The sequence below is a fragment of the Candidatus Neomicrothrix sp. genome (assembly GCF_035329545.1).
GTDB lineage: Bacteria > Actinomycetota > Acidimicrobiia > Acidimicrobiales > Microtrichaceae > Microthrix > Microthrix subdominans.
Map to the genome: position 1 here is coordinate 21,209 of NZ_DAOLGP010000040.1, position 12,155 is coordinate 33,363.

At 71.0% G+C, this 12,155-nt stretch carries 12 protein-coding genes; 8 read left to right on the plus strand and 4 right to left on the minus strand.

What is annotated here, in order from left to right:
- The first annotated feature begins 25 nt into the window (after positions 1 to 25).
- Genes PKD89_RS16915 through PKD89_RS16935 form a run of 5 tightly spaced genes read left to right on the plus strand, consistent with a single transcriptional unit; the run spans position 26 to position 6,368 of the window.
- Entirely contained in the window at positions 26 to 2,074 is a 2,049-nt protein-coding gene (locus PKD89_RS16915) for a GNAT family N-acetyltransferase (protein ID WP_289011093.1), read from the plus strand.
- A complete protein-coding gene (locus PKD89_RS16920) occupies positions 2,071 to 2,847 on the plus strand; it encodes an enoyl-CoA hydratase/isomerase family protein (protein WP_287393585.1) in 777 nt (258 codons plus the stop codon). The genes PKD89_RS16915 and PKD89_RS16920 overlap by 4 nt, the downstream gene beginning before the upstream one ends.
- An 18-nt stretch (positions 2,848 to 2,865) precedes the next feature.
- Complete coding sequence (locus PKD89_RS16925; RefSeq protein ID WP_349257375.1) at positions 2,866 to 3,741, plus strand: SDR family oxidoreductase; 876 nt, start codon at positions 2,866 to 2,868, stop codon at positions 3,739 to 3,741.
- A 45-nt stretch (positions 3,742 to 3,786) separates the two neighbouring features.
- Complete coding sequence (locus tag PKD89_RS16930; protein ID WP_289011091.1) at positions 3,787 to 4,725, plus strand: alpha/beta fold hydrolase; 939 nt, start codon at positions 3,787 to 3,789, stop codon at positions 4,723 to 4,725.
- Between the two features lie 2 nt (positions 4,726 to 4,727).
- Positions 4,728 to 6,368, plus strand: coding sequence for a class I adenylate-forming enzyme family protein (locus PKD89_RS16935; protein WP_289011090.1), 1,641 nt, complete (start codon positions 4,728 to 4,730; stop codon positions 6,366 to 6,368).
- On the opposite strand, the gene PKD89_RS16940 is transcribed toward PKD89_RS16935, so the two are convergent.
- The 4 genes from PKD89_RS16940 to PKD89_RS16955 all read right to left on the minus strand — a co-directional run bounded on the left by PKD89_RS16940 (position 6,331) and on the right by PKD89_RS16955 (position 10,156).
- Positions 6,331 to 7,665, minus strand: a complete 1,335-nt coding sequence (locus tag PKD89_RS16940; protein WP_287393578.1) for an FAD-dependent oxidoreductase — start codon at positions 7,663 to 7,665, stop codon at positions 6,331 to 6,333. The two genes, PKD89_RS16935 and PKD89_RS16940, sit on opposite strands and share 38 nt — an antisense overlap.
- A gap of 58 nt (positions 7,666 to 7,723) precedes the next feature.
- A complete protein-coding gene (locus PKD89_RS16945; RefSeq protein ID WP_289011089.1) occupies positions 7,724 to 8,380 on the minus strand; it encodes a transposase in 657 nt (218 codons plus the stop codon).
- A 404-nt stretch (positions 8,381 to 8,784) separates the two neighbouring features.
- On the minus strand, positions 8,785 to 9,495 hold the full coding sequence (gene deoC, locus PKD89_RS16950) for a deoxyribose-phosphate aldolase (RefSeq protein WP_289011088.1): 711 nt from the start codon (positions 9,493 to 9,495) through the stop codon (positions 8,785 to 8,787).
- A gap of 7 nt (positions 9,496 to 9,502) precedes the next feature.
- On the minus strand, positions 9,503 to 10,156 hold the full coding sequence (locus PKD89_RS16955; RefSeq protein ID WP_289011087.1) for a phosphoribosylanthranilate isomerase: 654 nt from the start codon (positions 10,154 to 10,156) through the stop codon (positions 9,503 to 9,505).
- Between the two features lie 91 nt (positions 10,157 to 10,247).
- Between PKD89_RS16955 and PKD89_RS16960 the strand changes: the two genes are divergently transcribed.
- Genes PKD89_RS16960 through rpiB form a run of 3 tightly spaced genes read left to right on the plus strand, consistent with a single transcriptional unit; the run spans position 10,248 to position 12,097 of the window.
- On the plus strand, positions 10,248 to 10,805 hold the full coding sequence (locus PKD89_RS16960; RefSeq protein ID WP_289011086.1) for a J domain-containing protein: 558 nt from the start codon (positions 10,248 to 10,250) through the stop codon (positions 10,803 to 10,805).
- A 38-nt stretch (positions 10,806 to 10,843) separates the two neighbouring features.
- Positions 10,844 to 11,635 carry an indole-3-glycerol phosphate synthase TrpC gene (locus tag PKD89_RS16965; RefSeq protein ID WP_289011085.1) on the plus strand — a complete coding sequence of 264 codons (792 nt, stop codon included), beginning with the start codon at positions 10,844 to 10,846 and terminating at the stop codon, positions 11,633 to 11,635.
- Positions 11,636 to 11,650: 15 nt separating this feature from the next.
- Positions 11,651 to 12,097 (plus strand): ribose 5-phosphate isomerase B, encoded by a 447-nt coding sequence (gene rpiB / locus PKD89_RS16970; protein WP_287393567.1) that lies wholly within the window; start codon positions 11,651 to 11,653, stop codon positions 12,095 to 12,097.
- Positions 12,098 to 12,155: the final 58 nt, after the last annotated feature.

The window sequence follows — 12,155 nt, forward strand, 5'->3', positions numbered from 1 at the left end:
GATCGTCTTGGCGGACCCCGGCCCGGTGGCACCGGCCGCCGGCGAGGCCCTGCCCAGGCTGCCCCCGGTTCCGGTGCCCGAGGCCGGCCGCCGGCTGCACGGTCGCGCCGCCGATGCGGCCGCCGAGCATCCCGAAGCGATGGCCCAGCTGGTCACGTCGATGCTGGGCATCCATCCGCCCCGTTGGACCGTCGAACAGTTCGCCGCCAAGACCGAAGTCCCGGCCCCGATCCTGCTCCGCATGCGACGGTCCCTGGGGTTTCCCGACCTTCCATCTGGCGAGGCGGCGTTCTCCGAGGACGACCTGGCGATCGTCGAGGTGATCAAGACCGCCATCGATGCGGGTGCCATCGACCTGGAACGACAGCTGGCGCTCAACCGGGTGCTCGGCTCATCGATGGCCCGGGTGTCATCGGCCGCCGTGGCCGCCTTCGTCGAGGCGCTGACCGTCGAGGGCCGCCTGAGCGCCGAAGGGTCGACGATCGACGACCTGGACCTGGCCCAGCTGGTGGACGCGGTCAAGATCACCCTGCCGATGCTCGACCAGACCCTGGGCCTGGTCTGGCGCCGACACCTGGCCTCCGCCGCCCAGCGCGCCGTGCTGGCGGTGGGGACCGAGGAGGCCGACACCCACACGGCGGTGGTCGGATTCGCCGACCTGGTCGAGTTCACCGAGCTGACCGAGCAGCTGAACGAGGCCGAGCTGGCGGCGGCCATGGATCGCTTCGACGACCTGGCCTACGACACGGTCTCGGCGCTGGGGGGACGCGTCATCAAGATGATCGGCGACGAGGTGATGTTTGCCGCCCCCAACGTCGAGTGTGCCGCCGCCATCGCCTGGCGCCTGATCGACCTGTGCGACGTCGACGAATCGCTCACCACGCTTCGTGCCGGGTTTGCCTCCGGACCGGCGATCGACCAGGACGGCGATCTGATCGGCCCGGCGGTCAACCTGGCCCACCGCCTGGCCTCCCTCGCCAACCCGGGCACGGTGCTGGCACCCGCCGACCTGGCCCCCGAACCCGAGCCGGACGATGCCGCCGAGGGCGCGACGGGCGACACGGACGCGGATGAGGCGGCCAAGCTGCCCTCCGAACCGGGCAGCACCACCGGGTTCGCCTGGTCTCCGTTGCGCCTCGCCCGTGAGGTGCGGGGCATCGGTCAGCTGAAGCTGGCCACCGTGCGACCGGAGGTCCACGTTCCCTCACCCGCCAGCCCCGCCGAGGTGGAGCAGCTGAGCGATGTGGCCGGGCGGGCGTTCGCCAAGGTCCCGATCGAGGCGCTGGGCGGCTGGAGCATGCGCGTTGCCGGCGGCGGCCGACGGCGGGCCAACTCGGTCGACACGCACGGCCTCCCCGGCCTCGAGATCGACGACGCCCTGCGCATCGTGCGGGAGCGCTACGCCCAACTCGAACTGCCCGCCCGGGTGATCGTCTCGCCGCTCAGCGACCCCGAGGGTCTGGATGAAGCGCTGGCCGAACGGGGTTGGCAGATCGAGGCGCCCACCGTGGTCATGGTGGGCGACCTGCGCGAGATCCGCAACCGCTGCGAACGTCGGGCCAAGGTTCCGCTGGTGTCGCACCATCGGCCGTTTCCATCGTGGTTGGTCGGCTTCGACGACCTCGCCGGCGACACCGCCGAGGCGGACCTGGCGATCATGTACGGCGCCGCCGAACGCTCACCGATCGTCGAGCCCGGGCTGGGGACCTTGCAGCGCGACCTTCCAAAACCTGGCGCACCGCTCGCCCTGGGACGCCGGCGATTTGCCGCCGCCCTGGAGCCCGACGACAACCCGGAGGGTGACGTCGAGACCCAGGCGGTCGGTGCCGGCATCGTCGACGGCCCATGGCTGGGGGTGTTCTCGATGTGGACCCGAACCGCTCGGCGGCGGCGGGGGCTGGCAGCCGCCGTGCTCTCCGAGCTGGCCGCCTGGGGCACCCGGGCCGGCTGCCGGCTGGCCTACCTGCAGGTGGAGGAGTCCAACAAGACCGGCCGCAGCGTCTACGGGAAGCTTGGGTTCACCGAGGCCTACCGCTACCACTACCGCACCGAACCCGAAGAGGATGCCTCATGAGCAACGTCCGACTGGACATCGACGGCCCGATCGCCGTGATCACGAACGACCGTCCGGACAAGCACAACGCCTTCGACGACGACATGGACCTGGCGCTGTTCGAGATCCTCGGTGAGCTGCGCAGCCGCCCCGACGTACGGGCGGTCATCTGGCGGGGCACCGGCAAGTCGTTCTCGTCTGGTCGCGACGTCAGCGCCATCGGCGTCAACCAAACTTCGATGAGCCACCACGAGCTGATGACCCGGGGCCATCGGGGCATCCAGCAGCTCTTCGACCTGGACGCCCCGGTCATCGTGGCCTGCCACGGCTGGACCCTGGGTGGGTCGTTTCAGCGGGCGCTACTGTGCGACATCCGGATCGCAGCCACCGGGGCGCGGTTCATGCTGCCCGAGGTGGGCCACGGGGTGATCCCCGACACCGGCGGGGTGGCCCGCCTGTTTCAGATCTGCGGCCCCGGGCTGGTAAGCGACCTGGTGCTCACCGGGCGCGTGCTCGAAGCCGAGGAGGCGCTGGCCCACGGCATCGTGTCGCGCGTGGTCGCCCCCGAGGCACTCGATGACACCGCCCGGGAGATGGCCGAGCGGATCGCCGCCGCCCCGGCGGCAACCGTGAAGCTGGCCCGGCGCGTGATCGGCCGCATGTCGGAACCCCAGGTGCGGGCCTCGATGGAGGACGAGTTGATCGGCCAGACCTACGTCAACCGATCCGACGACTTCGCCGAGTTCCGCGCCGCCAGGGCCGAAGGCCGCCAGCCCCGCTACACCGGGAGCTGAGCCGTGCCGTCCAACGAGATGCCGTCCGGCCTCCCTACACCTCCCCCGCTGGGCGCCGCCGCGCTGCCGGCGGGCACCTACGACGGTTCGGTCGTGTTCGTCACCGGCGGCGGCACCGGCCTGGGCGCCGCCATCGCCGCCGAGTTCGCCCGCCTCGGTGCCGACCTGGTCGTCGCCAGCCGCAACCCCGATCACCTCGCCGCCGCCGAGGCCGCCCTCGGTCCGCTCGGCGGGCGGGTGCTCACTGTCCGCTGCGACATTCGCGACGCCGACGCGGTGAGCGCCGCTTTCGAAGCGGCCACCGACGCGTTCGGCCTGCCCGACGTGCTCGTCAACAACGCGGCGGCCAACTTCCCCTCCCCCGCCGAGGACCTGTCGCCCAACGCCTGGCGCACGGTGGTCGACATCACCCTCAACGGCACCTACCTGTGCTCCCGAGAGTTCGGTCGGCGTCACCTGGCCGCCGGCACCCCGGGGTCGATCGTCTGCGTCGGCGCGTCGTATGCCTGGACCGGCGGCCCCGGCTTCGCCCACTCCTCGGCCGCCAAGGCCGGGGTGAAGAACCTGGTCGAGACCCTCGCCGTCGAATGGGGCCCCTACGGCATCCAGGTGAACGGCCTGGTTCCTGGCCTGATGCCCCACGAGGACATGACCGCCGACATCCGTACCAACCTCGACCGCAACCAGGCCCGGGCCCGCAGCCAGCCCGCGCTGCGCCTTGGTGAGCCCCGCGAGCTGGGGTGGGCAGCCACGTTTCTGGCATCGCCGTACGGGCGTTTCATCTCCGGCCACTCCCTGGTGGTCGACGGCGCCAACTGGCAGCGCCGACATCTGACCAACCCCGACGTCGTCACCGTGCGCGACCAACTTGGCCGGGGCCCCTTCGAGCCCTGAGGTTCGGGCCCCAGCGCGCGCCGGCCACGCCCTATCGTCGGGCGGGTGACGACCGACTCGCTGCCCCGCTGGTTCGAACGGGCCACCACCTCGCTTCCCACCGAACACCGGGTCTCCTCCGGCGGGGCGGACATCCACTACCTGGCCTGGGGCCCGCCGGGTGCGCCCGGCCTGGTGTTCGTGCACGGCGGCGCCGCCCACGCTCACTGGTGGAGCTTTCTGGTGCCGCTCCTGGCCGACGATCACCGGGTGGCCGCCATCGACCTGTCCGGGCACGGCGACTCGGCCCGGCGTGACGAATACACCCTCGACGCCTGGTGCGACGAGGTGATGGCGGTGGCCAACGACGCCGACATGGCGCCCAAGCCGGTCGTTGTCGGGCACTCGATGGGCGGGTTCGTCTCGATCGCCACCGCCGCCCGGCACGGCGACGAGCTGACCGGCATCGTCATCCTCGACTCGCCGGTGTCCCGGCCCGACCCCGAGGTCGAGGCCTCCCGGGTGGGCAAGCTGTTCGCCAACCGCAAGGTGTACGACGACTACGAGGATGCGGTCGCCCGGTTCCGTACCGTGCCCGAACAGGCCCACTACGTGCCCGAGGTGCTCGACTGGGTGGCCCGCCACTCGCTCGTCCCGTTCCACCCCGACGACTCAGGCGCCGACGCCGGATCGGTCACCCTGGCCGGTTGGACGTGGAAGTTCGACCCGGAGATCTTCGTGCCGCCCCGCTCCGCGCCCCGGGACCTGCTCGATCAGGTGAGCTGCCGGGTGGCGCTGTTTCGGGCCGAGGACGGTCTGGTCACCCCCGACATCGGCGCCTACATGTACGAGCGACTGGGCCGCCGGGCACCGGTGGTCGAAATCCCCGAGGCCGGCCATCACCTGATGCTCGACCAGCCGCTCAGCCTGCTGACGGCGCTGCGCACGCTGCTGGCCGACTGGGACCACTCCCGACCCGCCGGCCCGGCGCCCGAGCGGGCCTGACCGTGCTGCTGGGCGACGAGCTCGACGCCGCAGCGCGCCATGCGCCCCACACGATGGCCCTCGCCTACGGGGACGCCGGCTGGACGTTCGCCGAGTGGAACCGGGCCTCGCTGGCGCTGGCCGCGCGAGTGAGCACCGAGGTCGCCCCCGGTGCCCGGGTGGCGGTGCTGGCCCACAACCACCCGACGGTGGCCCTGGCGCTCAGCGCCGTGCCTCGGGCCGGGCGGGTGCTGTCGCTGCCCAACCAGCGCCTGCACCCCGCCGAGATCGCCGAGGTGCTCGACGACATCGACGTCGCCCTGGTGATCGGCCCCGACGACCTGGTCGACCCGGTGATCGCCCGCCTCAACGCGCAAGGCTCCAGCCCCATCCGCTGGGATCTGCCGCAGATCGACGACCTGCTCGTCGAGGTCCCCACGGGTGTCGGGCCCGGCTACCGCCCGTCGGTCACCGCCGGGCCGCCGCGCTCGCCGCACGACCCGGCCTGGATCATCCACACCTCGGGCACCACCGGCACACCCAAGGGCGTCGTGCTCACCCACGCCTCGCTGCTCGCCGGGGCCACCACCGCCCTGTTCGGCCGCCCGGTCGGCGCAACCGACACCTACCTGTACCCGTTCCCGCTGTGTCACGTGTCGGCCCACAACGTGTTGGCGCTGCACCTGGCCCGTCGCCCGGTCGTGCTGGCCGAGCGCTTCGAGGCCGGCCTGTTCTGGGACCTCACCCGCCGCTGGGGCGCCACGATGGCCAGCCTGGCGCCCACCATGCTGGCGATGCTGCTCGACGATCCCGCAACCGCCTCGGTGCCGGCGGGAACCCTGCGGGCGGTCGGGTACGGCGCCTCGGCGATCACCCCCGAGCTGCTCACCGAGGCGTCGGTCCGTCTCGGGTGCGAGTTCTCCGGCGGCTACGGCATGACCGAGGCCTCGGGCAACGCCGTGTTCCTCGACGCCGCCGCCCACCGCAGCGCCCTCGGCGGCACAGCACACCTGCTGTCGGCGGCCGGCTTCCCCGGCCCGCTCACCCGCGTTCGTGTCACGCCGATCCCCGGCTCTGAGCCACCCACCGGTCGGGCGGCGGCTCTCGAGCCGGACGCAACAACTGAGGTCGCCTCCGGCGAGGCCGGCCAGATCGAGCTGGCCGGTCCGCAGGTGGCCGCCGGCTATTGGAACCGCCCCCAGGCGTCCGCCGACACGTTCGGCGCCGACGGCTGGCTCCGCACCGGCGACCTGGGCCGTCTCGATACTGACGGGCGGCTGTGGGTGACCGACCGGCTCAAAGACCTGGTGATCTCCGGCGGTGAGAACGTGTCGGCCCGCGAGGTGGAGCTGGTGTTGGCGACCCACCCGGCGGTGAAGGCGGTGGCAGTGGTCGGTACCCCCGATGCCCGCTGGGGCGAGGTGGTGACCGCCGTCGTCGTGCCCCATCCCGGTCGCAGCGCCGACGTCGACGAGCTGCGCGCCTACGTCCGCAACTCGATGGCTCCGTTCAAGGTGCCCAAACGGATCGCGCTGGTCGCTGCGCTGCCCCAGAACGCCACCGGAAAGATCGACAAGGTGGCGCTGCGATCCACCCTCGCCCACCCTGAGGCCGGGCCGGTTTCGGCTACAGCTTCTCGCCCAACACGCGGGCGGCGATCGTGATCGGATCGAACACCGGCGAGAACGGCGGGGCGTAGCTGAGGTCGACGTCGGCCAGCTGCTCGGCGGTCATCTCGTTCCACAGCGCCGTCGCCGCAGTGTCGATGCGCTTGGCCGAACCGGCTCCCCCCACGATGAAACAGCCGAGCAGCCGGCCCGTGCCCCGCTCGGCCACCATGTTCACCCGCACCTGCTCGGCGGTCGGGTAGTAGCCGGCGGTCGTCGACGAGGTGATCGTCGTGGCGACTGCGTCGAAGCCGGCATCGATCGCCTCGTCCAGGTTGAGGCCGGTCATCCCGATCTCCACCCCGCACAGCTTCAGCACCGCCGTGCCGAGGATGCCGGGGAAGCGGGCATCGCCGCCGCCCAGGTTGGTGCCCGCCACCCGCCCCTGCCGGTTGGCGGTGGTCCCCAACGGCACGTAGGCCAGCTCGCCCGAGATGCGGTGCCGGGCCACGCAACAGTCGCCGGCGGCGAAGATGGCCTCGGCACTGGTTTGTTGGCGGTCGTCGGTGACGATGCCGTCCTTCGGGCCCGTCTCCAATCCGGCCCGCACGGCCAGGTCGGTGTTCGGCGCCACGCCGAGGCCGAGCACGACCAGGTCGGCGGGATACTCGCCGTCGTCGGTCGTCACCCGGTCGGTTTCGATCGTGTTGACGCCGGCGCCGGTGCGGAGCTCGACCCCGATGCCCTCGATGCCGGCGCGCAGGTCCTCGGCCAGGTCGGCGGGCAGCCGCAGGATGGCCTGGTCGCCGGCCTCGAGCATCGTCACCTTGGCGCCCCGGTTGGCGAAGGCCTCGGCCAGCTCGACGCCGATGTACCCGGCACCGATCAGGGCCACCCGGCAGCCCTCGGCCCGCTCGGCCTCGGCGAGCAGCGGCGGCACAGCATCCAGGTGCTGCACCCCGTACACGTGGGGGGCATCGATGCCGTCGATCGGCGGGCGCACCGGGGTGGCGCCGGTGCCGATCATCAACTGGTCGTAACCCTCCCACCGCTCGGCCCCGGTCTCCAGCTCGCGCACTTTGACCCGGGCACCGTTGATGTCGATCTCGGTCGCCTCGGTGGCCATCTTCACGTCGATGCCGTGCTCGGCGTGTTCCGCCGGCGTGCGGGCGACCAGGTCCTCGATCGAGTCGACGTCGCCGCCGAGCACGTAGGGAATGCCGCAGGCCGCGAAACTCGTGTGCTCGCCCCGCTCGAAGGCCACCACGTCGAGGGACGGCTTCCGTCGCTTAGCGCGGGACGCAGCCGACATCCCGGCGGCGTCACCACCGATCACCAGTAGTCGTTCGCTCATCTGTGTCGGGACTCCTCGTCGTCGGTTGGGCTCGACGACGGAGTCGCCGACGACAGTTCTACCCGACCGCCGCGTTCGTTCGCCCATGGGATCGGCGAAGAACGACACGATGCACGCCCTTCGCCACCGTGTCGAAGAATGATCCCTTGAAGCCCAGGAACGAATTTCGCACCGGCGACGATCGAACGCACACGCTGGGTTGGACGGTCGGCCGGCTCCATGCGGCGCCGTCGCGACAGACGGCGGCGGGCGTCTCGGCGATCCCGGCCGCCGAAGCCGGCAGGGGCGGGGTGAAGTGCACCACCCAACGGGGGTGCGCTTCGAACCAGGCGGTAGTGTACTTCGAACGGTGCGACGACCCGTTGTCCAACACCACATGGATCTCCAGGTTCGGGTCCACGACCCGGTCGATCTCGGTCAGGAACCCACAGAAGTTGATCGAGTCGTTCTTGACGTCGATCGGCTGCGCGAGGACCTGACCGGAATGCACATCCATGGCGGCGAACAACGACGCGGTGCCGTGACGGCCGTACTCGAACTCGCGTCGCCGGTGCCGACCGGGCCGGACGATCTGACGTATCGACACTCCCTCCGCACACAACAAGATGATCCGGGCCCGTTGCACGTCGCGGACCGGCATCGTCGTGGAACGCGCCCTCGCCTCCAGCTCGACTCTGGTCTGGTCGTCCAACACGACCGCAGCGACTTTGAACACTGTGTGGCTCCCCTGATCGGCAAGCCGACCAGATTTCACGCGTGTTATTTGCGCAGGGCGGCGCTGGCGGGGACTGCAATTAAGAGAGCGGCGAGGCCCACGGCCGCCAGCATGGCGCTGGTCGGGGCAAGGAGATTTCGAAATCGAACAAACATGGGTCCGCCTTCAAAGCGTAGAGAGCATCCCGAAGTTTGACGATATTGAAGGGGGAACTCAACAGGTGACCCCGGGGTGTCATCACACCACGGATTTGTGCACTCTGTGAGTAAATCTTGTGCCGGTCTGGGCGAGCATGTCGTGCGGCTGATGAATTTGGCTGCGACGTCAGCAACAATGACGCGACGACGCCTTGTCAATCGGTATCAGCGACCGGGACCTCCTCGCTGCATCGATCCCCGGGGGTCTCAAGCGAAGACGGGGTCCTCAAGGATGGCCCGGGAGGCCGAGGCACCGATACGGGTGGCACCAGCGTCGACCATCGCCAAGGCGTCGGCCGCGCTGCGGATGCCGCCCGAAGCCTTCACCCCCACCGAGCCCGATCCCCGACCGGCGACCGCAGCGGCCATCAGCGCCACCGCCTCGGTGGTCGCTCCCCCGGCGGGATGAAACCCGGTCGACGTCTTCACCAGGTCGGCCCCGGCATCGGCGACCGTCCGACAGGCGCCGGTGAGCAGGCCACTCCCCCGGTCCCCGAGCGCCAGGATGGCGGCGCTCTCCAGGATCACCTTGAGCACGATCCCCGGACCGATCGCAGCGCGGATGGCCTCGGTTTCGACAGCGAGGGCTTCAAGGTCTCCCCCGGCGACCGCAGCCAGGTCGGCGACGACGTCCACCTCCGAGGCCCCGGCGGCCACCGCCACCGACGCCTCGGCGGCCTTGATCGCCACCACGTGGGCGCCGGAGGGGAACCCCACCACTGAGGCGACCGCCGGTCGAGCCTCGCCCGCACCGACGAGGAGGTCGGTCACCAGGCGCACCCGCGAGGGCGACACACATACCGCCCCCACCCCCAACTCGAGGGCTTCGGTGACGAGGGCCTCGACCTCGCCGGCCGAGGCTGTCGGCGTCAGCAGGGTGTGATCGATCCTGATGGCCAGCGCATCCCGGGAGGTCATCGGTGCCCTAGTCCTCATACCCGTCGAAGGGGCCGGGGCCTTGGGCTCGGGCGAGAGGATCGTCGGCATCGCGGGCGGCGTGAATGAACGCCCGCACCAGGCGCGGGTCTTTGACACCGGGCGTCAGCTCCACGCCGGTCGACACGTCCACCCCCCAGGGCCGTACCACCGAGACGCCGTCGGCCACGTTGTCCGGGGTCAGCCCGCCCGCCAGGATCACCCGCCGGTTGGACGGCATGCCCTCGGTGAGCGACCAGTCAAACACCTCGCCCGAACCGGGGGCATGGCCGTCGAGCAACAGCGCGTCGGCTCCGAAGCGATCGAAGTGGCCCAGCGCCGAGGACCCGGCCGCCATGGCGACGATCAATACCGGAAAGCTCGGCCGGATGTGATCGGCCATCTCGGGGGTCTCGTGGCCGTGCAGTTGCACGCCGCGGCATCCGGCCCGCAAGGCCAGGTCGACCACACGGTCGGGGGCCTCGTCCCGGAACACACCCACCGCCAGGATGTCCGGGGGAAGTCGCTTGATGATGTCGGCGGCCGCTGCTGGGGTGATCTGACGGGACGACCGGGCGAACACGAAGCCCAGGGCGTCGGCCCCCAGGGCCACGGCCATCAGCGCGTCCTCCTCGTTGGTGATGCCACAGATCTTGACGAACACTCAGTTCACTCCGTCCTCAGGTCGCCTTGCCAGCTCGCACGCTACCCCTCGGCGCCTGGGTGGCGACCGGACCGGCCGGTACGATCGAGGGGTGACGCTTTACGAGACGATCGGCGCCCGCTCCGGCGACGACGCCACCACCCTGCGTCGCGCCTACCTGGCCCAGGTGCGCAGGTCCCACCCCGACGTCGGACCGCCAACCGAGCGGGCGATGCGGGAGGCCAAGATGCGGGAGCTGAACGCGGCCTGGGCGGTGCTCTCCGACGAGGACCGGCGAGCCAACTACGACGACACCCTCACCAGCAGCGGGGGCGGCAGTTTCTCCGCCGGACGCAGCGGTGCGGCCACCCCGCCGCGACCCCAGCGGCCCTTTCGACCGCTGCACCCCGACGACGACGATACCGGCTGGCGGGAGGAGTCCGACGCCGGCGTGCCCGGCACCGCCATCCACCCGCTGCTGCAGTTCGTGCCGGTCGGGTTCGGCCTCGCCGCCGTGCTCACGCTGCTGACCAGCTTCGTCACCCACCAGGATCGGTTGGTCGGCCTGGCGGTCGTCTTCGGCTTCCTCGCCGGCGTCGCTTTCCTTTTGGTTCCGTTGTTGGCCATGCTGGCCGGCGCACGGGCCGAGAATTCCGGCTCGCGCCGCTGAGGCACCCCGCCGCTCACCAGAACGACAGGACGATCCACGTGGCCACCTACCTCGACGACATCCTCGCCGCGCACCGAAGGGCCGCCGACGACGACACACGTTCGCTTTCCCGGCTGATCGAGCAGGCCACGGCGATGGCGCCCACCGTTTCGGCCGCCGATGCCCTCACCGCCGGCGACCGGCTGGCGGTGATCGCCGAGGTGAAGCGGGCCAGCCCGTCCAAGGGCGAGCTGCACGCCAACCTCGACCCAAAGCGCTTGGCGGCCACCTACGGGGAAGCCGGCGCAGCGATGGTGTCGGTGCTCACCGACGAGGCGTTCTTTCGAGGTTCGGCGGCCGACCTGGCCGCCGCCCGGTCGGGCTTCGCCGGCCCGATCCTGCGCAAGGACTTCACCGTGTCCCCGGCCGACGTGTGCGATGCCCGGCTGATGGGGGCCGACGTCGTGCTGTTGATCGCTGCTGCGCTCGACGACGCCGAGCTGGCCGACTTCGCAGCACTGGCCACCGAGGTCGGCCTGTCCGCGCTGGTCGAGGCCCACGACGAGACCGAGGTCGAACGCGCCGTCGAGGTAGCCGGGGCGTCGCTCGTCGGCGTCAACCAGCGTGACCTGGTGACGTTTCAGGTCGACACCGCCCGTGCGGTGCGGGTGGCCGCGACGATCCCCGACGGCGTTGTCGCCATCGCCGAGTCGGGGGTGACCGGCCCCGCAGACGCACGACGGCTGGCCGACGCCGGCTATCACGCCGTGCTGGTCGGCGAACACCTGGTCACCTCGGCCCACCCGGCCGCCGCCTTGAGCGCCCTGGCGGTCCAGCGCCGCGCTCCGTAGTCCTACGATGCGGTCATGACCCGCATCGCCATCGGCTCCGACCACGCCGGCTTCGAGCTCAAGTCCCACCTGATCGACGTGTTGACCGGCGAGGGTCACGACGTGGTCGACCTGGGCACCGACTCGACCGCCAGCGTCGACTATCCGGCGTTCTGTGCGGCGGTCGGCCGAAGCGTGCGCGACGGCGAGACCGAACTCGGCATCGTGCTCGGCGGCAGCGGTCAGGGCGAACAGCTCGCGGCCAACAAGGTGCGCGGCGTTCGCGCCGCGCTGTGCAACGACCTCTACACCGCCCGCATGGCCCGGGCCCACAACGACGCCAACGTGCTGTCGATGGGTGCCCGCGTCGTCGGAGTCGGCCTAGCGGAGGAGATCCTGGCCACGTTCCTCGGCACCGAGTTCGAGGGCGGGCGCCATCAGCGCCGGGTCGACCAGATCACCGCCCTCGAAGACGAGTTCTAGGCAGGTGTGGAGGTGTGCCGGTGAATTTCACCGGCACACCTCCACACCTTCGCTCCAC